Source organism: Parvibaculum sp. (assembly GCF_040882025.1).
In the GTDB taxonomy this organism is placed as follows: domain Bacteria; phylum Pseudomonadota; class Alphaproteobacteria; order Parvibaculales; family Parvibaculaceae; genus Parvibaculum.
In genome coordinates this window covers 1-23,499 of record NZ_JBBECC010000126.1, presented here as the reverse complement: position 1 = coordinate 23,499, position 23,499 = coordinate 1, and the positions used below count along the sequence as shown (strand labels likewise).

24 protein-coding genes and 1 tRNA gene are annotated in these 23,499 nt (G+C 64.7%); 15 read left to right on the top strand and 10 right to left on the bottom strand.

What is annotated here, in order from left to right:
* The 3 genes from WEB61_RS09170 to WEB61_RS09160 all read left to right on the top strand — a co-directional run.
* Positions 1-213: plasmid stabilization protein (locus WEB61_RS09170; protein ID WP_368064036.1), on the top strand; the 213-nt coding region annotated here is incomplete at its 5' end.
* A gap of 154 nt (positions 214-367) precedes the next feature.
* The gene (locus tag WEB61_RS09165) at positions 368-2,191 is read left to right on the top strand and encodes a potassium/proton antiporter (RefSeq protein ID WP_368064035.1); all 1,824 of its coding nucleotides are present in this window, start codon (positions 368-370) and stop codon (positions 2,189-2,191) included.
* A gap of 87 nt (positions 2,192-2,278) precedes the next feature.
* Positions 2,279-3,049 carry an SDR family NAD(P)-dependent oxidoreductase gene (locus tag WEB61_RS09160; protein ID WP_368064034.1) on the top strand — a complete coding sequence of 257 codons (771 nt, stop codon included), beginning with the start codon at positions 2,279-2,281 and terminating at the stop codon, positions 3,047-3,049.
* A 3-nt stretch (positions 3,050-3,052) separates the two neighbouring features.
* Here the strand turns inward: WEB61_RS09160 and WEB61_RS09155 are convergent, their stop codons facing one another.
* Together WEB61_RS09155 and pip are read right to left on the bottom strand one after the other, a co-directional pair.
* Positions 3,053-3,793 (bottom strand): type 1 glutamine amidotransferase, encoded by a 741-nt coding sequence (locus WEB61_RS09155; RefSeq protein WP_368064033.1) that lies wholly within the window; start codon positions 3,791-3,793, stop codon positions 3,053-3,055.
* 10 nt (positions 3,794-3,803) lie between these two features.
* The gene (gene pip / locus WEB61_RS09150; RefSeq protein ID WP_368064037.1) at positions 3,804-4,763 is read right to left on the bottom strand and encodes a prolyl aminopeptidase; all 960 of its coding nucleotides are present in this window, start codon (positions 4,761-4,763) and stop codon (positions 3,804-3,806) included.
* A gap of 351 nt (positions 4,764-5,114) precedes the next feature.
* On the opposite strand from pip, the gene WEB61_RS09145 reads away from it, so the two are divergent.
* The 4 genes from WEB61_RS09145 (at position 5,115) to WEB61_RS09130 (ending at position 9,701) form a co-directional block, all read left to right on the top strand.
* Positions 5,115-7,100 (top strand): ribonucleoside-diphosphate reductase subunit alpha, encoded by a 1,986-nt coding sequence (locus tag WEB61_RS09145; protein ID WP_368064032.1) that lies wholly within the window; start codon positions 5,115-5,117, stop codon positions 7,098-7,100.
* Positions 7,101-7,172: 72 nt separating this feature from the next.
* Positions 7,173-8,132 carry a ribonucleotide-diphosphate reductase subunit beta gene (locus WEB61_RS09140; RefSeq protein ID WP_368064031.1) on the top strand — a complete coding sequence of 320 codons (960 nt, stop codon included), beginning with the start codon at positions 7,173-7,175 and terminating at the stop codon, positions 8,130-8,132.
* Positions 8,133-8,277: 145 nt separating this feature from the next.
* Positions 8,278-8,610 (top strand): HU family DNA-binding protein, encoded by a 333-nt coding sequence (locus WEB61_RS09135; protein ID WP_368064030.1) that lies wholly within the window; start codon positions 8,278-8,280, stop codon positions 8,608-8,610.
* Positions 8,611-8,810: 200 nt separating this feature from the next.
* The gene (locus tag WEB61_RS09130) at positions 8,811-9,701 is read left to right on the top strand and encodes a hypothetical protein (RefSeq protein ID WP_368064029.1); all 891 of its coding nucleotides are present in this window, start codon (positions 8,811-8,813) and stop codon (positions 9,699-9,701) included.
* Here WEB61_RS09130 and WEB61_RS09125 read toward each other — a convergent pair.
* Positions 9,673-10,314 (bottom strand): glutathione S-transferase family protein, encoded by a 642-nt coding sequence (locus tag WEB61_RS09125; protein ID WP_368064028.1) that lies wholly within the window; start codon positions 10,312-10,314, stop codon positions 9,673-9,675. The two genes, WEB61_RS09130 and WEB61_RS09125, sit on opposite strands and share 29 nt — an antisense overlap.
* A gap of 140 nt (positions 10,315-10,454) precedes the next feature.
* On the opposite strand from WEB61_RS09125, the gene WEB61_RS09120 reads away from it, so the two are divergent.
* From WEB61_RS09120 to WEB61_RS09110, 3 genes are read left to right on the top strand one after another with little or no spacing between them, the layout of a single operon-like run.
* On the top strand, positions 10,455-11,324 hold the full coding sequence (locus WEB61_RS09120; protein ID WP_368064027.1) for an ABC transporter substrate-binding protein: 870 nt from the start codon (positions 10,455-10,457) through the stop codon (positions 11,322-11,324).
* Positions 11,321-12,325 carry a FecCD family ABC transporter permease gene (locus WEB61_RS09115; protein WP_368064026.1) on the top strand — a complete coding sequence of 335 codons (1,005 nt, stop codon included), beginning with the start codon at positions 11,321-11,323 and terminating at the stop codon, positions 12,323-12,325. The genes WEB61_RS09120 and WEB61_RS09115 overlap by 4 nt, the downstream gene beginning before the upstream one ends.
* Complete coding sequence (locus WEB61_RS09110; protein WP_368064025.1) at positions 12,325-13,092, top strand: ABC transporter ATP-binding protein; 768 nt, start codon at positions 12,325-12,327, stop codon at positions 13,090-13,092. The genes WEB61_RS09115 and WEB61_RS09110 overlap by 1 nt, the downstream gene beginning before the upstream one ends.
* Here WEB61_RS09110 and WEB61_RS09105 read toward each other — a convergent pair whose 3' ends face one another.
* Complete coding sequence (locus tag WEB61_RS09105; RefSeq protein WP_368064024.1) at positions 13,093-14,217, bottom strand: diiron oxygenase; 1,125 nt, start codon at positions 14,215-14,217, stop codon at positions 13,093-13,095.
* A 175-nt stretch (positions 14,218-14,392) separates the two neighbouring features.
* Between WEB61_RS09105 and WEB61_RS09100 the strand changes: the two genes are divergently transcribed.
* Complete coding sequence (locus WEB61_RS09100; protein ID WP_368064023.1) at positions 14,393-15,841, top strand: deoxyribodipyrimidine photo-lyase; 1,449 nt, start codon at positions 14,393-14,395, stop codon at positions 15,839-15,841.
* Here WEB61_RS09100 and WEB61_RS09095 read toward each other — a convergent pair.
* The 3 genes from WEB61_RS09095 to WEB61_RS09085 all read right to left on the bottom strand — a co-directional run bounded on the left by WEB61_RS09095 (position 15,825) and on the right by WEB61_RS09085 (position 18,179).
* Positions 15,825-16,610, bottom strand: a complete 786-nt coding sequence (locus tag WEB61_RS09095; protein WP_368064022.1) for an SDR family NAD(P)-dependent oxidoreductase — start codon at positions 16,608-16,610, stop codon at positions 15,825-15,827. The two genes, WEB61_RS09100 and WEB61_RS09095, sit on opposite strands and share 17 nt — an antisense overlap.
* Complete coding sequence (locus tag WEB61_RS09090) at positions 16,607-17,341, bottom strand: DUF6134 family protein (protein ID WP_368064021.1); 735 nt, start codon at positions 17,339-17,341, stop codon at positions 16,607-16,609. The genes WEB61_RS09095 and WEB61_RS09090 overlap by 4 nt, the downstream gene beginning before the upstream one ends.
* A 67-nt stretch (positions 17,342-17,408) precedes the next feature.
* On the bottom strand, positions 17,409-18,179 hold the full coding sequence (locus tag WEB61_RS09085; protein WP_368064020.1) for a TrmH family RNA methyltransferase: 771 nt from the start codon (positions 18,177-18,179) through the stop codon (positions 17,409-17,411).
* 94 nt (positions 18,180-18,273) lie between these two features.
* Here WEB61_RS09085 and WEB61_RS09080 point away from each other — a divergent pair, with 94 nt between their 5' ends.
* Positions 18,274-18,960, top strand: coding sequence for a lysoplasmalogenase family protein (locus WEB61_RS09080; protein ID WP_368064019.1), 687 nt, complete (start codon positions 18,274-18,276; stop codon positions 18,958-18,960).
* A 4-nt stretch (positions 18,961-18,964) separates the two neighbouring features.
* Positions 18,965-20,128: a serine hydrolase domain-containing protein gene (locus WEB61_RS09075; RefSeq protein WP_368064018.1), complete on the top strand. Its 1,164-nt coding sequence runs from the start codon at positions 18,965-18,967 to the stop codon at positions 20,126-20,128.
* Positions 20,129-20,137: 9 nt separating this feature from the next.
* On the opposite strand, the gene WEB61_RS09070 is transcribed toward WEB61_RS09075, so the two are convergent.
* The 3 genes from WEB61_RS09070 to WEB61_RS09060 form a co-directional block, all read right to left on the bottom strand.
* On the bottom strand, positions 20,138-20,875 hold the full coding sequence (locus tag WEB61_RS09070; protein WP_368064017.1) for a flavodoxin family protein: 738 nt from the start codon (positions 20,873-20,875) through the stop codon (positions 20,138-20,140).
* 143 nt (positions 20,876-21,018) lie between these two features.
* A complete protein-coding gene (locus WEB61_RS09065) occupies positions 21,019-21,489 on the bottom strand; it encodes a thermonuclease family protein (RefSeq protein ID WP_368064016.1) in 471 nt (156 codons plus the stop codon).
* A 284-nt stretch (positions 21,490-21,773) separates the two neighbouring features.
* Positions 21,774-21,848 (bottom strand) — tRNA-Thr (locus WEB61_RS09060).
* A gap of 249 nt (positions 21,849-22,097) precedes the next feature.
* Between WEB61_RS09060 and WEB61_RS09055 the strand changes: the two genes are divergently transcribed.
* Both WEB61_RS09055 and WEB61_RS09050 read left to right on the top strand, forming a co-directional pair.
* Positions 22,098-22,628, top strand: a complete 531-nt coding sequence (locus WEB61_RS09055) for a hypothetical protein (protein ID WP_368064015.1) — start codon at positions 22,098-22,100, stop codon at positions 22,626-22,628.
* Positions 22,629-22,750: 122 nt separating this feature from the next.
* A partial coding sequence (locus tag WEB61_RS09050) for a UDP-N-acetylglucosamine 1-carboxyvinyltransferase (protein ID WP_368064014.1) occupies positions 22,751-23,499 on the top strand: 749 nt, incomplete at its 3' end.

Here is a 23,499-nt window from a genome sequence, read left to right as displayed (position 1 = left end):
GCCGAGCGCCGCGCCTGGGCGACCGTCAACAAGGAGTCCGGCGGCGGCAACAAATCGGGCTCCGGCCGCGGCAGAAAGGACACCAAGATTGCCGCCCGGAAGGGTGGGCGCAAGGGCGGCGCCGCAGCCGCCAGACGCCCCGCCGCCGCGCGATCGGCCTCGGCAAAGAAGGCCGCCGCGACCCGCAAGAAAAATGCTGCCGCAAAAAGCTGAGCCGCCGCCCTTCATCCAGCGTTTGGTGTCGGAATCGCGGCGCCTTGCTGTACACTGAGCAAGGCGCCTTTTTCGCGATTCGAGGGATTTCTGCTCCGATTGGCCGCAATGCCCGTGCAGCCGGCAGGACCCGCATGAGCACCGGTTTGTCGTTATGGACTTCGCCAACCAGATCATCCTGGTTTCCGCTGCGCTGATCACGTTTTCGATCTTTGCGGGCGTTCTGTCGTCGCGCATCGGCGCACCCTTGCTGCTGGTTTTTCTCGCCTTCGGCATGCTGGCGGGCGAGGACGGGCTCGGCGGTATCGTTTTCGACGATTTCAGCGTCGCCTATCTCGTCGGCTCCTTCGCGCTGGCACTGATCCTCTTCGATGGCGGGCTGCGGACGAGCCGAGATGCGCTGACCCGCGCTTTCGGTCCGTCGGTGCTGCTGGCGACTGCCGGTGTCGTCATCACCGCAGCCATCACCGGCCTCGCGGCGAAGTTCCTGTTCGGCTTCGGCTGGGCCGAGGCGATGCTGCTTGGCGCCATTGTCGGCTCGACCGACGCAGCCGCCGTGTTCTTCCTGCTGCATTTGCGCGGGCTGCGGCTCAAACCCCGCGTCGCCGCCACTCTCGAAGTCGAATCGGGTGTCAACGACCCGATGGCCATCTTCCTCACGCTGGCGCTGGTCGCGATCATCGTTCATGGCCAGTCCATCGGCAGCTGGGAGTCGGTGTTCGACCTCATCTGGGACTTTCTCTGGCAGATGATCGGCGGCATCGGCTTCGGTTTGCTGGGCGGCGCCTTTGTGTTGCGCGCCGTCAACCGGCTGGAGCTTTCGGCCGGCCTTTACCCGATCCTCGCCGGCGCGCTGGCGCTGCTCGTCTTCGCGCTGACGCAAAGCCTGGGCGCCAGCGGCTTCCTCGCCGTCTATCTGGTCGGCTTCACGCTCGGCAACAATCCGCACCGCGCGACCAGCGAGATCGCCCGCTTTTCCGACGGCGTGGCCTGGCTCGCCCAGATCGGCATGTTCCTGATGATGGGTCTGCTGGTGACGCCTTCGGCGCTTCTGCCGGTGTTGCTGCCGGCGATCGGCGTCGCGCTGGTGCTGATCGTCGTCGCACGGCCCATCGCGGTTGCCCTTTGCCTTTGGCCTTATCGCTTCACGACGCGCGAAACCGCCTTTGTCTCGTGGGTCGGTTTGCGCGGTGCCGTGCCGATCTTTCTCGGCACGATCCCGGTCCTTTCAGGTGTCGAAGGCGCCTACACGCTGTTCAGCGTCGTTTACGTGATCGTGCTGGCCTCGCTGGTGTTGCAGGGCTGGACCGTGTCCTGGGCCGCGCGTCTTGCCGATGTCGAACTGCCGCCACGCGCCGCGCCGCGCCGCCGCGTCGAACTCGACTTGCCGGCAGGCAAGGGCAAGAGCGTTATCGCCTATACGGTCGATCCGATGAGCATTCTGGCGCTCAGGCAGATGACGCGACTGTTACTGCCGGCTGGCACCACGGTCATTTCGGTCATGCGCGACGGTGTCGTCCGCACAGAAAGCCTCGGCGATGGTGTCAAGCCCGGCGACGTGGTGATGATGTTGGCGCCCTCGGACGCGATCGCGACGCTCGACCGCCTGTTCGGTGTCCGCAAGTCGCGCGCCAAGGCCAAGGAAGCCGGCATGGTGGATTTCGTGCTGGAGGCGAGCGCCGGCGCGGCCTCCATTGCCGACATCTATGGTCTGGCCTTCGAGCCCGAGGAGCGGCCGCTGACGCTGGAGGAATTCATGCGCTCCCGCCTCGGCAAGGAGATCAAGGAGGGCGCGCGAACGCGTGTCGGCGGTGTCGAGCTGATCGCGATGCAGGTGCACGACGGCTCGGTGCATCAGGTCGGCCTCGACCTCGATCCGCCGCCGCGCGAAACCACCCTGACGACGCTGCGCGCGCGGTTCCTCGAAATGCTGCGCTTCCTGCGCGAGCAGTTCCTTGCCGATACGGGCCGCTCCTGAGCACGGAGCCCTTGGACCGCCGCGCCGTGCCCGCTAGAGTGCCGGCAACGAAATTGCTCATAGCGAAAACACAGGGAGAAGCGCGTCATGGATCTCGGTCTGAAAGGCAAGAAGGCGATCGTCACGGGCGGCACGCGCGGCATTGGCCGCGCCATCGCCGAAACGCTGGCGGCGGAAGGCTGCGACGTCGCCATTTGCGCCCGCAATGCCGACCAAGTGAAGGAGGCGGTGGCCGCGCTTTCGAAATCGGGCGTCAAGGCGCTGGGCGGTACGGCCGATATCGCCGATGGCGCGGCGCTGAAGGCATGGATCGCCGACACGGCGAAGGCGCTGGGCGGTCTCGACATTCTGGTCGCCAATGCCAGCGCGCTTCAGAACGGCAACGACGAGAAGTCCTGGCGCGCCTGCTTCGAGATCGACGTGCTCGGCGCGGTCAACGCCTTCGAGGCAGCGTTGCCCTTCCTCACCGAAGCGGCGAAGAAATCGGGCGATGCTTCGGCCACGTTTATTTCGTCGATCTCGGCGGCCGAAAGCGATGGCGCCAATTCTTACGGCGCGTTGAAGGCGGCGCAGATTCATCATGCCAAGGGGCTCGCCCGCCAGCACGCCGGCGCGCATGTGCGCGTCAACACGATCTCGCCCGGCACGGTCTATTTCAAGGGTGGCGTCTGGGACATGATCGAGCAGCACATGCCCGATACGTTCAAGCAGGCGATGGAACGCAATCCGACAGGCCGCATGGCGACGCCGCAGGACATAGCCAACGCCACCGTGTTTGTCGCGAGCCCGGCCTCGTCCTTCACCACCGGCACCAATCTCGTGGTCGACGGCGCGATTTCGCGGCGCGTGAATTTCTGAGGGTCAGCCGGCAAGCGCCATCCAGCGCCGCATCGTGCGGCGCGCGAATTCTTCCTGCGCGCCGAGATGCGCCGCGATCTGCGGCTCGATCAGCGCCTCGATTTCGGCGAGCGGCTTCTTCAAGGCCCTGGCGCGAAAGCCGCTCCAGCCGTCGAGCCCCTCACGCGTCATCTCGAGGTGAAACTGGAACCCGTAGGTGCGCGTGCCGATGCGAAACGCCTGATTGGGGCAGCTGGCGCGCGTCGAAAGCGGCACGGCGCCGTCGGGCATGTCGAATGTATCGCCATGCCATTGCATGATCGAAAGACCCTGCGGCGCGTCCTTCAACATCGGGTCCGCCGCTGCCGTGTCGAGCCATGTCTGTGGCAGGAAGCCCCATTCCTCATGCGTGTCGAGCTTTTCCTTCATCGGGTAGACCGGCGCGCCAAAGGCGCTGGCGACCGTTTGCGCGCCGAAACACACACCCATCACCGGCTTTTCTTCGTCGTGAAAGACGCGCAACAGCCGTCGCGTCTTCTCGATGAAAGGATGGCGATCGTCTTCATAGACGCCCATGACGCCGCCCAGTATGACGAGTCCGTCAAACCCTTCCGCATCACCCGGGACATCGCGGATCTCGCCACTCACAAGATCCCGCGCCTCCGGCGCATGGATCAGCGTCGCTTCGGCGTCTGCCTGCGCCGCCTCTTCCAGCAGCACGCCGGGCCCGGAATCGAGCGCGTTGACGAGATAGAGAATGTGCATGGGTGGCGTGTCAGCCCTTTACCGTCGCAAAGCGGTCGCTCGCCCGCACCATCACATCGACGATGCCGGGCTCGGTCGCCGTATGGCCGGCATCGGGCACGATGTTGAGTTCGACCCCCGGCCACGCCTTGGAGAGTTCCCACGCGGTGAACATTGGCGTCACGACATCGTAGCGTCCCTGTGCGATGACGCCGGGAATGCCGGCGAGCCGCCCCGCGTCGCGGATCAACTGGTCCTGCGGCTCGAAAAAGCCCCGGTTCATGAAGTAGTGGCATTCGATCCGCGCGAAGGCGAGGGCGAAGTGGCCGTCGGCGAAGCGCTTCACCCGCTCGGGATCGGAATAGAGCGACAGCGTCGTTCCCTCCCAGATGCTCCAGGCCCGCGCGCAGGCAAGCTTCTCGGCCTCGTTGTCGCCGGTGAGCCGCTTGTAATAGGCGGTCATCAGATCGCTGCGCTCGGCCTCCGGGATCGGTGCGACGAATTCCTCCCAGGCGTCGGGGAAGAGGGCGTCCGTCCCCTCCTGATAGAACCAGTGGAGTTCGCGCGGCCTGAGCGTGAAAATGCCGCGCAGGATGATTTCGGTGACCTGGGCCGGATGCGTTTCGGCATAGGCAAGTGCCAGCGTGGAACCCCATGAGCCGCCGCAGAGCTGCCAGCGCTCGATACCGAGATGCTCGCGAAGCCGCTCCATGTCGGCCACGAGATCCCATGTCGTGTTCTCGCGAAGCTCGGCATGCGGCACCGACTTTCCGCAGCCGCGCTGGTCGAAAAGAATGATTCGGTAGGCGTCCGGATTGTGCGTGCGCCGCATCGTCGGGTTGGAGCCGCCGCCTGGCCCGCCATGGACGATGACCACAGGTTTGCCCTTCGGATTGCCGCATTCCTCGAAATAGATGCTGTGCAAATCGGACACTTTCAGCGTGCCGGTCCGGTAGGGCTCGATCTCGGGATAGAGCGTCCGGCGGCTCATCGCTTCAGGCGTCGCGTCGGGCATGGGACTTTGTCCTTGAATGGGGATGGGCGGAATCAACTCATTGAATATGCAACGGAAATTTCCCCGGCCGCCACCCCGGCCCGGCGCCGTTTACCATTTTTTTGCTGCGTAGCTCATACTACGGATTGACCTCGCGGCAGCGCGGGCTACTATATCTGGACGCGCTCCGCCCATTAGGGGATCGAACCGAGGCGGCGGCGCCATCATGAACCTGTTGAGTTCTGTCCGCTGTATGGGGCAGGGAGACGGCGATGGTTTATCCAGCCGCCGGAGCGGTGACTTTGTGCCTGTCGGGTGCGGCCGACAAGGGCAAATCGGGGGACCAGAATGCTGAACGACACATCGAAAGCGGTGGATATGAGTGAGGTCGAGGCCGGCCTGTCGGCCATTATTACGGGTGAGGGGCGGGTCAGCCGCGTGCGCGGCGGCTCACGGGCTCAGGCCGAGCCGGAAATGCAGTTCGGCGATCAGTTTCAGGCCGTCCAGATGGATGGCCGCCCGCGTGTGAAGGTCGATCACGGGCGCGACGCGCTGCTGACGGAATTCGGCAAGGCGACGTTGCGCGACCGCTATCTGATGCCGGGCGAGTCCTATCAGGACATGTTCGCCCGCGTGGCCTCCTTCTATGCCGACAAGGGCGATGAAGGTCATGCCCAGCGCCTCTACGATTACATCTCGAAGCTCTGGTTCATGCCCGCGACGCCCGTCCTGTCGAATGGCGGCACGCAGCGCGGCCTGCCGATTTCCTGCTTCCTCAACGAAGCCTCCGACAGCCTCGACGGCATTGTCGGCCTCTGGAACGAGAATGTCTGGCTGGCGGCCAAGGGCGGCGGCATCGGCTCCTATTGGGGCAATCTCCGTTCCATCGGCGAGACGGTCGGCGGCAATGGCAAGACGAGCGGAATCATCCCCTTCATCCGCGTCATGGATTCGCTGACGCTGGCGATCAGCCAGGGGTCGTTGCGCCGCGGCTCGGCGGCGGTCTATCTGCCGATCGATCATCCCGAGATCGAGGAATTCATGGAAATGCGCCGTCCCACCGGCGGCGACCCGAACCGCAAGGCGCTCAATCTCCATCACGGCATACTCGTGTCGGACGCCTTCATGCGCGCCGTCGAAGCCGACGCCGAATGGGATCTCAGGAGCCCCAAGGACAAGACCGTCCAGAAGACCGTCTCCGCCCGTTCGCTCTGGATCCGCCTTCTCACCTCGCGCATCGAAACCGGCGAGCCCTACATCATCTACAAGGACACGGTGAACAACGCGCGGCCCGAGCACCACAAGCTCGCCGGCCTCGAGGTGAAAACGTCGAACCTCTGCGCCGAGATCACGCTCCCGACCGGTATCGACCAGCATGGCGAGCAGCGCACGGCGGTTTGCTGTCTCTCCTCGCTCAATCTCGAAACCTACAACGAATGGCAGGACCATCCGACCATCATCGAGGACGTGATGCGCTTCCTCGACAATGTGCTGCAGGATTTCATCGACCGCGCGCCCGGCGAAATGGCCCGCGCCAAATACGCCGCCATGCGCGAGCGCTCGGTCGGCCTCGGCGTCATGGGCTTCCACTCCTACCTGCAGGCCAACATGATCCCCTTCGAGGGCGTGATGGCGAAGGTCTGGAACAAGCGCATGTTCACCCGTATCAAGGAAGGCGTCGACGCCGCTTCGAAAAAGCTCGCAGATGAGCGCGGCGCCTGCCCGGATGCCGCCGAATACGGATTCAACGAACGCTTCTCCAACAAGACGGCGATTGCGCCCACCGCGTCCATCTCGATCATCACCGGCGGCACTTCGCCGGGCATCGAACCCATCGCGGCCAACAGTTTCACGCACAAGACGCTGTCGGGCTCCTTCAACGTCCGCAACCGTCACCTGACGAAACTGCTGGAACAGAAGGGCCGCAACGACGACGACACCTGGTCCTCCATTGTGACGAGTGGCGGCTCGGTGCAGCATCTCGACTTCCTCTCGGACGAGGAGAAGGACGTTTTCAAGACCGCCTTCGAGCTCGACCAGCGTTGGGTTGTCGAGCATGCGGGCGATCGCGCGCCGCTGATCGACCAGGCGCAGTCGGTGAACCTCTTCCTGGCCGCCGATGTCCACAAGCGCGACCTCAACAAACTCCATATTCTGGCCTGGAAGCAGGGCGTGAAGAGCCTCTACTACTGCCGCTCGCTGTCGATCCAGCGCGCCGAAAGGGCCGAAGTCGTTTCGCTGGTGCCGGCCAAGAAACTCGACGTGCTGACGCTCGATCAGGTGGCGGCGGAAGCGCAGTCCAACGACTACGAAGAATGCCTCGCCTGTCAGTAGCGCGTTAACAGCATGGCCCGGTGTCAAACCGGGCCATTCGTGTCTCTAACCCATTCGGCAACGAGAACCCCCATGTCCCTCCTCGAAGAACGTCTCGTCTACAAGCCCTTCCGCTACCCCTGGGCCTATGACGCATGGCTGACGCAGCAGCGCATTCACTGGCTGCCGGAAGAGGTGCCGCTGGCCGACGACGTGAAGGACTGGGCGAAGAAGCTGACCCCCGGCGAGCGCAACCTGCTGACGCAAATCTTCCGCTTCTTCGTGCAGGCGGATGTCGAGGTGAACAACTGCTACATGAAGCATTATTCGGGCATCTTCAAGCCGACCGAAGTGGCCATGATGCTCAGCGCCTTCTCCAACATGGAGACGGTCCACATCTCCGCCTACAGTCATCTGCTCGACACGATCGGCATTCCCGAGGCCGAATACGAAGCCTTCATGAAATACAAGGAAATGAAGGACAAATTCGACTATATGCGCGAATGGGGCATGGGGTCGAAAGCGGACATCGCGAAAACGCTGGCCGTCTTCGGTGCTTTCACCGAAGGCGTGCAGCTCTTCGCCTCCTTCGCCATCCTGATGAACTTCCCGCGCTTCAACAAGATGAAGGGCATGGGCCAGATCATCACCTGGTCGGTCCGCGACGAGTCGCTGCACACCAATTCGATCGTGAAGCTCTTCCGCACCTTCGTCGACGAGAACCCGGAGATATGGAACGAGGAGCTGCGCCGCGACATCTACAAGGCCTGCGAAACCATCATCCATCACGAGGATGCCTTCATCGACCTCGCCTTCGAAATGGGCGGCGTCGAGGGCCTCGAGGCCTCGGAAGTGAAGCGATATATCCGCTATATCGCCGACCGCCGTCTCGTGCAGCTCAACCTGCAGCCCATGTACCGTACGGACAAGAACCCGCTGCCCTGGATGGACGAGATGCTGAACGGCATCGAGCACACCAACTTCTTCGAGAATCGCGCGACCGAATATTCCAAGGCTTCGACGCGCGGCACATGGGACGAAGCCTTCGATTGAGGGGCTTTATCGGGCGCGATGCGTGTTTGGGCCTCTGTTATCAACACATTTTCGCTCCGATGCCCGTCAAATATGAACTTATCGCTTGGCGTTATCGCCCGACTCAGTGAATATCGTTCTGAACTTATCCGAGGGAATTCAAATTATGGCCACTAAACCCGCTGCCAAAAAGGCTCCTGCCGCCGCCAAGAAGGCGACACCGCCGACCGTTCCGATGTCGAAGCTGATTGCCGAGATCGCGGAAAAGCACGGCATGTCCAAGAAGGCTGCGACCGAACTTTTCGGCGACTTCGTCGAACTGACGGTCAAGAACCTGAAAAAGGGCAACAAGGTCCGCCTGACGGGCCTCGGCATCCTCCAGGTTCGCAAGCGCGCTGCCCGCATGGGCCGCAATCCGGCGACCGGCGAAGCCATCAAGATCAAGGCCTCCAAGAAGGTTGCCTTCCGCGTCGCGAAGGACCTGAAGGAAGCTGTCTAAGGCTCTCTTCGCCTCTTTGAGGCGACGAAAAAGCGCCCCGCGCGCGGGAAATTCCCGCGTGTGGGGTGTTTTCGTTTGTGCGCCGCCCTATCTTCTGGCCCATGCGCACATTGAATGCCTTTGTTTCCACCGTCGCCTTCCTCCTTGCCGGGGCTCTCTCCGCTCACGCGGAGCCCGTTTGCGCGTCGCGGGACGCGGCTGTGCCGGCTCTCGACCGACTGCGCGACGCGATGGAAACAGGCCGCTTCGTTGCCTATCAGCCGACCGAGCTGAAAATCTGGGACGGCAATCCCATGCAGGCAAGCGAGGTCAGCATCCGCGCCGATCTCGAAGCATTGCGCCCCTGGTTCGACGGGCTCATCACCTATGGCGCCCATAGCGGCGCGGAGCGTATTCCGGCGATCGCGAAGGAGCTCGGTTACAAGGCCGTCATCATGGGTGTCTGGGATACGGAAGACGAAATCGAAATCGGAAACGCGCTGGCCGCGCGCCAGGCTCATCCCGATATCGTCGTCGGCATCTCGCTCGGCAATGAAATCGTCTTCGGCAATCGCGGCAACTGGGCGGACCTGAAGCGCGCTGTCGAAGAGATGCGCGAACGCGCGCCGGCCCTCCCGCTGACCGTTACCGAGCCCTTCGCCACATTCCTTGAGCCGGACGCAGGCCCGTTGCTGGCCGAACTCGACTTTCTGGCCGTCAACGTCCATCCGGTCTTCGAACCCTGGTTCGCCGACGCGCCGCCCGCCAACTGGGCCGATTTCGTCGTGCAGGTGACGTCTCGCCTCGCGGACGAAACCTTCTGCGGCCCCATCCTCGTGAAGGAGACGGGTGTACCGACCGGCCCTGCCGAAAAACAGTTCGATGAACGCAAACAGGCGGCGTTCTACAAGGAAATGGCGAAGGCGATGCCGCCCATGCGCGATCGTGCTTTCGCCTGGTTCGCAGCTTTCGACGCGCCGTGGCGTGTCCACGATTTCCACCCCGTACCCGGCCAGCATCCGGAGGAGGCCTGGTGGGGTCTCTTTACGGAGGATCGCCGGCCGAAGCGCGCGATGGACGAACTCACGCCGATTTCGGCGCCTGCTCCTTGAGCGGCACGCTCGCGGCCGCCTTTGCGAAGGCCGGACGCGTTGAAATCCGCTCGTAATAGGCAACGACATTCGGGAAGGGATCGAGCGGCACGAATCCCTTGGCCAGGTGCACGCTGTAACCGACATTGGTGTCGACCGCGCTGAACCCGCTCTTCAGCAAGTGGTCGCGATCCGCCAGATGTCTGTCGACAACCTCCAATGCCTTTTCGAGCCGCCGCGATTCGAGCTTCTGCACCACCGGCGAGCGTTCTTCCTTCGCAATGAAAACCTTCTGCTGCACCAGGCTCGCGCCATGCACCGCCATGGTCTCGGCAAAATGCAGCCAGATCAGCCATTCGGTGCGCTCGGCATGCCCCACAGGCCGGTGAAGCTTGCCGTCCGGGTCGTAATGCTCGCCGAGATATTGCGTGATGGCACCCGACTCGAAAACGGAAACGCCGTCATCGACAAGGCAGGGCACGCGCCCCAGAGGCGAGATCGCCAGATATTCCGGCGTCCTCAGGCCCTCCATGCTGAAGGGAAGTTCCTTCAGCTCGAACTCGATCCCCATCTCGTAAAGCAGCCAGAGCGAGCGCATCGAACGTGCGCCGTTGCAATGGTAAAGCGTCAGCATGGCGGTTCCCTGTCCCGGCGATGTTTTCATTTTGCGCGAAGGTAGAGCATTTTTCGTCGAAAAACAGATGACTTTTCGGCTCTTTGCCCCTTCGGGCTCAGCGTCTACACTCCGCCCGCCCCGGCATCCCAGGCGGAAATATGAGACGGATTTCAATCGGCGTTCTGGCCTTTCTCGCCTGCCTTTCGGCGGATGTCGCCGCGCGCGCCGCCGACGTGCCGCCCCTCGCGCCCCGGCGCGTCGTCTCGATCAATCTCTGTTCCGACATTCTGGCCGCCGATCTCGCCGCGCCGGGCACATTGAAATCGGTCTTCCGCCTCGGCCGCGATCCGCATGATTCGGCTGTCGCGCATCTTCTTCAGGAGGTGCCGCCCAATGACGGCCGCATCGAGGACATTCTGCCCTTTGCGCCCGATCTCGTGCTGGCGCATCGCTACACCTCCCCCTTCACGCTCGATCTTCTCCGCCGTATCGGCATTCCCGTCGTGACGGTGAAGGACGCCCGCACCTTCGCCGATATTCGCGACAACATCGAAACGGTTGCCGCCGCGCTCGGCCGGGAGGCAGAAGGGAGCGCGCTCATCGCGCGCTTCGATGCGGAGATGGCCGCGGCGCGGCGTTCCGGCGAGCGCGCCCCGACAGCCATTCTCTATCAGGATCTCGGCGGTGCGGTTGCGCCCAACAGCATTCTCGGGCGGATCGTGTCCCACACCGGTTTCCGCAACGTGATCGCGGAAGACAATCCTTTCGGCCTCGTCTATCCGGGCATCGAGGATGTGATCGCGATGCGCCCGGAACTTGTGGCGATCGGTATTTACCGCCCCGGTCAGCCTTCGCAGGCGAGCGCCCTGCTGCAGCATCCCGCCCTCCGTCTCTACCGCGAGCGCTACGCATATGAGGTTGCTCTTCCGGCCCGGGACTGGAACTGCAGCACCCGCTTCGTTACCGGCATCGCCGCCCGCCTCGCCGCCGCTCATGACGACATGCTGGCAGCGGAGACAATGCATTGACCGCCCGTCCCCTGAACTCGTGGATTGTCAGCCTCGGTCTCGCCGCGCTGGTGCTCATCCTCTTCGCGGCGTCGATCTATGTCGGCCGTGGTGGCGAATTGCTGCATGAAAAGTTTCGTACCATGGCCGAGATCGACCGGGAGCTTGCCTGGCTGGTTCTGACGGAAGTGCGCCTGCCGCGGGCGCTGCTCGGCCTCCTGGTCGGCGCGACGCTCGGCCTCACCGGGGCAGGCCTTCAGGGCCTGCTGCGCAACCCGCTTGCAGAGCCCGGTCTCATCGGCGCGTCCGGCGGTGCCGCGCTCGGTGCGGTTCTCGTTTTCTATTTCGGCGTCGCGGTGGGCTCGGCCATGTTCGTGCCAGTCGGCGGCGTTCTCGGAGCGCTCGCGGCGCTGACGACGCTCTATCTGCTCGCCGGCCGCAATCCTTCCATCGTCACCATCATCCTTGCCGGCGTCGCCATCTCCGCTTTCACCGGCGCGCTGACTTCGCTGGCGCTCAATCTTTCGCCCAGCCCCTATGCGGCGCTCGAAATCGTTTTCTGGATGCTGGGTTCGCTGACCGATCGCAGCATGGTGCAGGTCTGGTTCGTGCTGCCTTTCATGTTCGTCGGCTGGCTTCTCGTCGCCTCCACGATGCGCGCGCTCGATGCGCTGTCGCTCGGCGAGGACACGGCCGCGACGCTCGGCTTCTCGCGCCGCTCGGTTACGCTGCGTGCGATAGCGGGCACGGGCCTTGCCGTCGGCGCCGCCGTTTCCGTCACCGGCGTCATCGGCTTTGTCGGCCTTGTCGTGCCGCATCTGATGCGCGCGCTGGTCGGGCCCCGGCCGGCATCGCTGCTTCTTCCAAGTGCGCTGGCCGGCGCGGCCCTGGTCCTTGCCGCCGATCTCCTCGTACGCCTGCCGACCGGCGGCCCCGAGCCGAAGCTCGGCGTTGTCACCGCGCTCATCGGCGCGCCGTTCTTTCTCTGGCTGATCCTGAAAACGCGACGGGAGGCTCCCTGATGCGTCTCTCCCTTTCCCATGTACACGCGGCCCTAGGGCAGACACGCGTCATCCGCGATGTCTCGCTGGAGGTACCGGGCGGCGCCTTTATCGGTCTGATCGGTCCCAACGGCGCCGGCAAGACGACACTGGTGCGCGCCGTCGCGGCCCTGATCCCGCATGAGGGCCGGATTGAACTCGACGATGTACCGGTCGCCGCCATGCCGCCGCGGACCCGCGCCAGAGCCATCGCCTATCTCGCGCAAGGAGCGGGCAGTCACTGGCCGCTCGAGGTTTCGCGTCTCGTTGCGCTCGGCCGGTTGCCGCATCTCGCGCCCTTCCGCCAGCCCGCGCCCGCCGATGAAGCCGCCATCGCGCGCGCCATGGCGCTTGCCGATGTCGAAAATTTCCGTGGCCGCGATGTGCTGACGCTCTCGGGCGGCGAGCGCGCCCGCGTGCTGCTCGCGCGCGCGCTGGCGGTCGAGGCGGAGCTCCTGCTGGTCGACGAGCCGGTCGCCTCGCTCGATCCCTATCACCAGCTCGGCATCATGGATGTGCTGCGGCGCTATGTGGATCGCGGCCGCACCGTGATCGCCGTCCTGCACGATCTCTCGCTTGCCGCGCGCTATTGCGACCGGCTGGTGTTGCTCGATGAAGGGGCCGTGAAAGCCGACGGGCGCCCGGATGAAGCCCTGACGCCCGCCAATCTCGAAGAGGTCTACCGCATCCGCGCGCTTATCGGCGGCGAGGGCGAACGCTTCGTTCTTCCCGTCGCCCGGACGGACTGACTATTCCGCCGCGCTTACCTTCTCCCGCGCGCCGGAAAAATTGATCCGCTTCAGATATTCGATGCCGTCCTCGGCAATCGCGTCGCCCACCATCTCGTCACCCTCGCGCCGCAACTCGTCCATGTCCACGTAAGTGGCATAGAAGGCCTTGGTGCGGTCGGTGATGATGCCGGCCTTCAGCAGCGTCTTGATCAGCACTCGGAAGATATTGGTCTGGTTCGACATTGCCTTGCGCCGCTTGTCGTCGGTGCGGCTCTTGACGACTTCATGCAGCACTTCCTCCCAGTCGAGGTCGAACTGCGCATAAATGACCTTCTTCTGTTCCGGATTGGCGAGGTTGAAGAGCAGCGTCTGGAAACATTCCGCCGCCCAGTCCTCGATGGTGTTGCGCTCGGGCTCGGTGAGATGCGGCACGGTGCGGTCGGCCCAGATCTTGCCGAACTTGTGATGGAATGCCTCGTCGGTCATCACGAGTTGGCAGAGATGCCTGAGCACCGGATCGTGCGAATAGGAATAGAGCGAGGCGAAGGCGCCCATCGCGAGACCTTCCACCAGCATCTGCATGCCGACGATCTTCTTGTAGACCTCCGGCGCGTTGACCATTTCGGTCAGTAGATTGCCGAGCGTCGGCCCCACCGGCAGCGGTGAGCCCCAGCGCGCCTGGATGTATTTCGAAAAGCCGGTCACGTGGCGGGCCTCTTCGCGCGTCTGGTTGGCGGCATATTCCTGCGCCCCCGGATCCTTCAATATGTGGCAAAGGCTCGCCGACAGCGCCAGCGCGCCGGCTTCGCCATGCAGGATCGACGACAGCATCCAGCGCGCGCTTTCGTTCGACAGCGCGATCTTCTGTTCGTCTGACAGGCGATCGGCAATCGGCGTCTGCAGTTCGAGGACGAATTCCATCGGCACGACGGTCGTCGTCTTCATGTCGAAGGGCTGGGAGAAGTCGATATACTTCTTGTCGAGCGGATCCCAGAAATGGTCATGGGTCGCCGAAATGATCTTGTCGAACGCGGTTGAGCGCTGGCCGTAACGCTCGACTTCCAACATCGCCGGGAAATCGTCGGGCGCGACGGCGTTGTAGGCGCTGTCCTTGGTGATGTCGGTCGAAACGCGTGTCGTCATGGCGCAGGCCTCCTCAAGGTGCCGCCGGCTTCCTCCCGAAAGACCGGTTCGTTACAGACAATACCGTAAATAGGCGCGGATGTGGAATGATCCAGATGGACCATGGCCGGCCGCTGATCCGCCGCCGCCGTCGCGCCGTATCTATCTGTAATTCTTTCTGTTTTGGCGTTCATCCATGGCTCCCCCAAAATCCGGCTCCCCGCCCGCCATCATCTGGTTCCGCCGCGACCTGCGGATCGCCGACAATCCGGCGCTAGCCGCCGCCGTCGCGCGGGGCGCGGCGGTCGCGCCGGTCTTCATTCTCGACCCGGCCGAGCCGCTCGGCGGCGCTTCGGCCTGGTGGCTTCACGGCAGCCTCGCGGCGCTCGCCGAACGTCTCGCCTGTCTCGGCGCGCCGCTGGTCCTGCGCCACGGCGACCCCGCGCGTCTGATTCCCGGACTCGCGCGCGAGGCGGGCGCCGGCGCCGTTTACTGGAACCGCCTCTACGAACCGGCCGCCATCGCCCGCGACAAGGCGTTGAAGGCGGCGCTCGCCGCCGATGGTTTCGAGGTCGGAAGCTTCGCCGCCACGCTCCTTGCCGAGCCTTGGGAAGTCCGCACCGGCGGTGGCACACCTTTCAAGGTCTTCACGCCCTTCTGGTGCGCACTTTCGGCCCGCGCGCCCATGCCCGCACCGTTGCCCGCGCCGAAGCGGCTGAACGGCCTCGCCGGCGTCGCCTCCGAGAATCTCGACACCTGGAATCTGCGTCCCGCGAAACCCGACTGGGCGGCGGGCCTGCGCGCCGCTTGGACGCCCGGCGAAAAATCGGCGGCGAACAGGCTGACCGGATTTCTCGATGGCGCGGTTCGCGCCTATGGCGAGGCGCGCAACCTCCCCGCCGTCGACGCGACCTCGCGCCTCTCCCCCCATCTCCATTGGGGCGAAATCTCGCCTCGCCAGATACGGTCATCGGCCGAAGCCGCCGCCATCGCGCATCCCGAAGCCGCGTCCGGCATCGCCGCCTTCATGCGCGAACTCGGCTGGCGCGATTTCGCCCATCATCTGATTTTCCATTGGCCGGAGATCGCCACGGAAAACTGGAAACGCGAATTCGATGCTTTCCCGTGGATGAATGACGACGCAGCTTTCCGCCGCTGGACGCGTGGCGAGACCGGCTATCCGATCGTCGATGCCGGCATGCGCGAACTCTGGACAACCGGCTTCATGCACAATCGGGTGCGCATGATCGCCGCCTCGTTCCTGGTCAAGCATCTGCTGATCGACTGGCGGCGCGGCGCCGCGTGGTTCGAGGACACGCTGGTCGATGCCGACCTCGCGGTCAATCGCGCGAGCTGGCAATGGGTGGCGGGCTCCGGCGCCGATGCCGCGCCGTACTTCCGCATATTCAATCCGGTGCTGCAGGGCGAGAAATTCGATGTGGACGGCGCCTATGTCCGCGCTCATGTGCCGGAACTCGCGCGGCTCGACGCGCGCTTCATTCACAAGCCCTGGGCCGCGCCATCCGAAGCATTGACGAACGCAGGCGTTGCGCTCGGCGGCAACTATCCCCGTCCGATGATCGATCACGCGAAGGCCCGCGCCCGAGCGCTTGCGGCTTATGAAGGCATCAGACGGACCGGTTGATGCCGGGCTTGTCCTTCGGCACGGTCAGCCGCGTCAGCGCCAGCGACAGCCGGTAGGGCAGCATCTGCAACAGCCGCAGCAACAGCGAGAAGCGCCGCGGAAAGCTGATCTCGAAGCGGCTGGAATGAAGCCCGCGATAAAAGGCCTCCGCCGCGTCCCCCGCTTCCATCAGGAACGGCATCGGAAATTCGTTCTTGTCCGTCAGCGGCGTCTTGACGAAACCCGGATTGACGATCTGCATCGCGATGCCGTGCCGCGTAAGATCGGGACGAAGTGCCTCGGCCATGTTGATCAGCGCCGCCTTGCTCGCGCCATAGACGGCCGACGTCGGCAGCCCGAAATAGCCGGCAAGCGAGGCCACCATCGCGATCCGCCCCGCGCCGCGCCGCATCATGCCCGGCAGCACCGCTTCGAGCGAATTGACCGTGCCCATGAAATTGAGTTCGAACAGCGGCCGCGCCTTTGCCGCCGTCAGTTCGGCACCCATCAGCGCCTGATAAGTGCCGGCGCAGAACACCGCGATGCCGACAGGCCCCATCGTCTCCTCGATGCGCGCAACCGCCGCCTTCAGGCTCGCTGCGTCGGTCGTGTCGGCAACGACCGGCACCACAAGTCCGTCCGCTTCGCGCGCCAGCGCCTCAAGCTCGTCCGCGCGCCGCGCCGTCGCCGCCACGCGGTAGCCGCCGCGCGCCATCCTGAGCGCCAGCGCCCGCCCGATGCCGGAGCTCGCACCGGTGATCCACACGACGTCCTTGATCGGTCCGCTCATCGCGATGCAACCCTTTGCACCAGTGCCCGGTCGAGCCGCTCGACCGTATAGTCGACCTCCTCGCCCCGTGCGACGAAGGCGACGTTGAGCCATTCGTTCTGCAATGAATAGAGCAGGCGAAGTTTCAGGTCGCCGGCCATCTCGTACTCCCGCGCCGTCACCGCGGCGCCGTCCACCGCAACCTCGCGCGTCGCCACGGGCGTCACTGTCACATCGACGATCCGTCCGGCTTGCGTGTCGAGAAGCTGCATCTGCGTCACCGTCGCCGGGTTCCAGTAGCTGGTCGGGATGATGTCGGCCGGCGCGGTGAGGCTACCATGCGCCGAACTTGTGACGGCGAGCCCGCCGTCGCTCGCCCGCGCGCTTACCGTGTATTTGTGGCCGTCATCGTCTGTCTCCGTATCGAGCGAAACGAGCTTCCCGCCGCGCCAGACTTCGCGGTTGCGGTGTTCGTAATGGAACAGCGTCAGCGGCCCGAATGTGACGGCAAGGTTGATCTCAATGTCGACGATCAGCGCATCGCCTTCCTGCGTAAAGGAAATGCGATGCGTGCCGATGGGCGTTCCCCCGCGCTCGACGCGGAACGCCAGCGCGGGGGCCTGGGCCGGATCGGGGGAAGATGCCGGCAGCGCCGCGCCCGCGCCGAGGCCGGGGACAAGCAACAATAATGTGAGAGCCGCAACTTTCAGGACAGGCGATGTCACAACCGAGGGGCCTTTCGAGGGTGTCATGCCGGTCTCGTTCCGGCTCTCACCCTCTTGCTACGGGCTCCGCGTGCCCCCGGATCACCTTCCGGGATCAGCCTTTGCGCATCGCCGAGAAATGCGCCTGCATGGCAAGGCTCGCCGCGACCGTTGCATTGAGCGATTCGACCGCTCCCGTGGTCGGGATCGACAGCCGCCGCGCCTTCAGGCCGGCCGGCAGGCCAAGCCCCTCCTCGCCCAGCACCAGCCTGATGTCGCGCGGCCATTTGTAGTCGCCAATATCCTCGCCGCCGCCATCCAGCGCCGCCACGGCACCTTTGGCGTCGTTCAGCGCGGCCCAGCCGGGGCCTTTCAGAAATTGCAGCTCGAACTGCGCATTGGCCGCCGCCCGCAGCGCCTTCGGATGAAACGGATGCGCGGCCGCTTCCATCAGCACGACGCGTTTCGCGCCGAAGGCGGCCGCGCTGCGCAACACGGCGCCCAGATTGGCCGGGTCGCCCAGCGCGCAGACGAGCTCGAGCCCCTTGGGTGCTTTCGAAAAATCCGCCGCCGCCATGTCGGGCACGCGGCCCACCAGCAGCGGAAATCCCGTGCCGTTGACGTCGAGCGCCTCGAACAGCGCTTTCGACAACACGAACCGTTCAAGGCTGGCCAGCGGCTTCAGCGCGGCAATATCGGCTTCGCGGCAGGCCAGCACCGCGTTGAAATGGCCCGCATGCCGCTTCAGCGCCTCGGGCACGGTCTTGCGTCCGGCCATCAGAAAGGCGCCATGCTTCTTGATGCCGCGCGTCTCGGCAAGTGCCGTCCAGAGCTTCACGCGCGGGTTCTGCGGGCTCTCGATGAGGCGTGGGTCGCCGCCGGTCATATTTGGTCCTTGTGAAGAAGCGCAGGCATCGCCGATCATGGGCGAACAAAAACAGGCGCCGATCATAGGCGGATAAAAACGGGAGCGGGGGCAAATGTTCGAAGCGATATTGATGCGGGGCGACGGGCTCGACGGCCTGCGTATTGCCCTTGTGATCCTCTCGCTGGCGGCCTCCCTCGGTTACCTCGCCATCGAGAGCCGCCCGCCCTCGGTTTTGCGCACAGGTCTCAAGACGGCGGCGATCGGATTGTGGGTGCCGCTGCCGCTTCTGGCGCTGCCCGGCGGGGCGGCGCTGCCGCTCCTGTTGCTGGCGTTGGCCTTTCTGCTGTCGAGCGCCGGCGATTTCTTTCTGGCGCTGAAGGGCGATGCGCGCAACTTCCAGCGAGGTCTTCTCGCCTTCCTTGCCGCCCATCTCTTCTATCTGGTGATCATGGTTCCGCTGGCAAGCCGCCCCGAAGGCCTCGTCGCCAATGCCGCCTCGCTGCTCACTGGCGCTGGCGCGCTGGCGCTCTACTTCTGGCTGCGGCCAAGTCTTGGGAGCAGCCAGCTTCCCGTCGCCGTCTATCTGGTGACGATCCTCTTCATGGCGCTGGCGGCGCTCGCCATTCCCGCCGCCCAGCCCTGGCTCGGCCTCGGCGCCGTGCTCTTCGTGATTTCCGACGGCGTCATCGCTGCCGACAAGTTCGGCCGCAGGATTCCATTTCGCGGACCGATCGTCTGGACGACTTACTACGCCGGGCAGGCGCTGATGGGCCTCAGCCTGCTGACGCTTTTGCGGTGACGCCGTGACGGACGCGATCCCGGTCGACGGCACCTGCGACCCGCGCTTCGCGCCCTTGCGCGAGGCCTTCGCGGCGAACTTCGCCGAGCGCGGCGAGCCGGGCGGCGCCGTCGCGCTGATGGTCGAGGGCCGCCTCGTTGCCGATCTCTGGGGCGGCTACCGCGATGCCGCGCGCGAAACGCCCTGGGCGCGCGACACGCTGGTCAATTTCTTCTCGGTCGGCAAGGCCTTCACCGCGCTGGTTGCGCTGCGTCTTGTCGAGCGCGGCCTGATCGATCTCGACGCGCCGGTCGCACGTCTCTGGCCGGAATTCGCGGCCCACGGCAAGGACCGCGTCACGCTGCGCCACATCCTCTCTCATCAGGCGGGCCTGCCGGCGATCCGCGAACCGCTGCCCGACGGCGCGATGTTCGACTGGCCGCGCATGACGGCGGCCCTTGCAGCTCAAAGGCCCTGGTGGGAGCCCGGCACCGCGCATGGCTATCACGTCAACACCTATGGCTATCTGGCGGGCGAACTGGTGCGCCGCGCTTCCGGAAAAACCGTCGGCACCTTGTTGCGCGAGGAGATCGCCGGCCCGCTCGGCGCCGACATCCATATCGGCCTTCCGTCGGCGGAACATCATCGCTGCGCTGAATTCCTCTGGCCGTCCATATTGCCCGAACGGCCACCGGGTGAACTGCCGGACGACGCGTTGATGAAATGGAACACCTACTGGAACCCGCCGGGCATTTCGGGCGCGGGCTGGGTCAACCGGTCCGAATGGCGCCTCGCCGAAATTCCGTCGACCAACGGTCACGGCACGGCGCGCGGCATCGCACGGGTCTACGCAGCGCTCGCCAATGGCGGCGCGATCGGCGGCGTCGAAATCCTGTCGCGCACCATGCTTGCCGCCGCCACCGAAGAGCAATCCTTCGGCCCCGACCGCATCCTCGAGCGCGAATCCCGCTTCGCGCTTGGCTTTCAACTGCCGCAGGCCGAACGCCGCCTCGGACCCAACGATGAAGCCTTCGGTCATTTCGGCGCCGGCGGTTCGCTGGGCTTCTGCGATCCGAAAGCCGGCGTCGCCTTCGCCTATGTCACCAACGACATGGGCCCGCGCTGGCAAAACCCGCGCAACCGCGCGCTGATCGAGGCGATCTATACAAGCCTCGGCGCCGCCGCCTAGGCCGCACCTTCAGGCGCGATGTTCCGGGTTCTCGAAATCGAAGCGGCAGCCCGCCTTCCAGGCGCGCCGGTCATTGCCTTCATTCGGCAATCCGCCCGCCTGTTTCAGCATCCGCGCCATATGCATCAGGTTCCACGTCATGATCGTGGTGTTGCGCTGCGTGAAGTCATTGTCGAAACCCGCGCCGTCGTCGCCATAGCTCGCGCCCGGTCCGGCTTCGCCGATCCAGCCGCAATCCGCTTGTGGCGGGATCGTGTAGCCGAGATGGCCGAGCGCGTAGAGAATGGACATCGCGCAATGCTTGATGCCGTCCTCGTTGCCGGTAATCACGGTGCCGCCCACCTTGCCGTAGAAACTCGACTGGCCCTTGTCGTTCAGCTCGCCCGACATGCCGTAAAGCCGCTCGATGATCAGTCTGCACACGGACGATTCCTCGCCGAGCCAGATCGGCGTGCCGATCACCAATATGTCCGCTTGTCCGACGGTGCCCCAGATCTCCGGCCATTCGTCATGTTCCCACCCATGCTCCCGCATGTCCGGATAGACGCCGAAGGCGATGCGGCGTTCGCTGGGGCGGATGGTCTCCACGGTCACGCCGTTCTTCCGCATGATCTCCGCCGAAGTGCTCATCAGAAGTTCGGTGTGTGAGAGTTGATCCGCGCGCTTCAGCGTGCAGTTCAGATAGACGGCGCGAAGCCCGCTGAAATCGCCGGCTCCGAGTCCGGTGTCGTTTTGCGTCTCGGCCATGTGTAGCCTCCATGTTCGGGCGTGAGGGGGTCTGCATTAAAACCCATACACGCGCCGAACGGGATACGCTCACGACAAGTTCATCGCCGGAAGATCCGTGTTCTCCGTCCGGCCGGGAAACTCCCGTCAGCGCGTCCGCCGCTTCAACACCAGCCAGCGCGGTACCCACCCGAATAGCTGCGTCCGTGACCGGCATCGATCATGAGGGCGGAGGCGTCGGCGCCGTCGATATAGAGCCGCCCCAGTGTCCGGCCATATCGGTCGAGGCCGTCGCGCTCGATGCGAACGTCTTGGCCGCGATTGATTGCTGTGCTCAGGAAATCGCGTGCATGGGCTGCGTCCTGCGCTTCTCGGGCACATCGCGCCCTGTCGCCCAGTTCCGGTGTATCGAAACCGACAAGTCGAATGCGCTCCTTGCCGATACGTATCGTGTCGCCGTCATAAACGCTGATCGCTGGAGCGGCGGGAACGAAAGAGCTGGCGCGAACGCTGAAGTCGGTCGGAGTGTGGACGGCGCGAGGCGTTTGAAGATACGCACCTGCGGCGAAGAGCGCGCCGCAAAGCAGCAGCATGAAGCGGATTTGGTGGCGCACCTTTCGATAGGCGGAGATCATGGGCGCCGTGCGTTGCCGCGCGTGGTTTCGGCGGTATGGGTGGCTTTTGTGCGGCGGCGCCATTCGCCGCGTCTTCTGCTCGAAGGGAAGAACCGTGGCGGTCGCTATATACTTGCCTGCAAGGTCCGATCGCATGGCCGACACCGGGCTGTGAGGATGAAACGCAACACCCCCAGCCTCTCAGCCATCTCTCAACGCTCTGCTAACCGAATCTCTCGAATTTGATTGATCGCGCGCGTCCTCAGCTGCCACGGGCGCATGATTTCTGTGCGAATGCAGGAAAATGGTGCTGTTGGAGAGGATTGAACTCTCGACCTCTCCCTTACCAAGGGAGTGCTCTACCACTGAGCTACAACAGCGTCCGGGTTCGGGCCGCGCCGGCGCGGGAACCGGCCTGAAGTCTCGCCCCGAATGGTAAAAGAGGGATGAGCGGCCGCCCGAAAACGCGCGGAAAGTGCCACAGGGCCCCCCCTCATGCAAGCAGCCAGCATCCTGGACATGACCCGTGTTGACGTCGCCGCTTTCAGCGCCCTAAATCCCTGTTGTGGCGGCGTTGTCCGCGCCGCCGTTCAAGCCCTTCAGGCTCCACGCCAGCGAAAGCGCCCGATATGAAAAAACCCCCGACAAGCCATTTCAATCCGCGCGAACCCGGCGGCAAGGGCGCCGATCGCGCCGCCCAGACGCTGGATGCGAGGGCCCGTCAGGCCCGCCTCGCCGAGGCGTTGCGCGAAAACCTCCGGAAACGCAAGGCGCAGGGCAAGGCCCGCAAGTCCGGGGCTCCCGCCGATGCGCCGGCAGCCGCCGAAGCGCCGAAGCCCGCCGCCCCGAGCGCCGCCGCGCCGGCCGCAAGACCCGAGCCCAAACCCGCCGCCAAAGCCGAACCGAAAAAACCCGAGCCGAAGCCGGCGGCCAAAGCCGAACCGAAAAAGCCCGAACCGAAAAAGCCCGAACCGAAGAAGGCGGAGTCGAAAAAACCCGAGCCGAAGAAGCCCGCGCCGAAGGCGGCGGCAAAACCCGCGGCCAAGGGCAAGAGCGCCACAAAGCCTGCCGCCAAGGGCAAGCCTGTGGGAAAGAGCAAGCCCGAGCCCAAGGGCAAACCCGCGGCCAAATCGAAGGTCAGGTCCAAAAAGTCGAAATAAGCCGCGAAATCGTCCGAAAACGGCCCGAATATCCGCCGATAAGGCGGTGGAGCGGCCCCTTGCGTGACACTTGGGGCCCCTTTCCTTTATAACGCGCGCAAACCGGATCGGACGCTTGGCTCATGGACACCATTCACATTCGCGGCGGCCGCCGCCTCAAGGGCGTGATCCCCGTCAGCGGCGCCAAAAACGCGGCTCTGCCTCTGATGACGGCGGCCCTCCTCACGGATGAGCCGCTGCGCCTGTCGAACATGCCGCGGCTCGCCGATGTGCGCACGCTGACGAAGCTTCTCGACGCGCTGGGCGGCGACGTCGCGCTCGAAGAGGGCGGGGCAGGCGACGTCATGACGATCCGCGTCGCCGACATCACATCCACCACCGCGCCTTACGAAATCGTCTCGCAGATCCGCGCCAGCTTCTGGGTGCTCGGGCCGCTTCTCGCCCGCTGCCACGAGGCCAGGGTCTCGCTGCCGGGCGGCTGCGCCATCGGCGCGCGCCCGGTCGACCTCTATATCAAGGGCCTGCAGAAAATGGGCGCCGAGATCGACCTCGTCGACGGCTATGTGCTGGCGAAAGCGCCGGGCGGCCTCAAGGGCGCGGTCATCCGCTCGCCCATCGTCTCGGTCGGCGCCACTCACACGCTGATGATGGCGGCAACGCTGGCAGACGGCGTGACGGTGCTCGAAAACGCCGCCCGCGAACCGGAAATCGGCGACGTCGCAAAATGTCTCGTTGCCATGGGTGCGAAGATCGAAGGCATCGGCAGATCGACGCTGCGCATCGAGGGCGTCGAAAAACTGCACGGCGCCACCCACCGCGTCATCGCCGACCGCATCGAGGCCGGCACCTATGCCATCGCCGCCGCCATGAC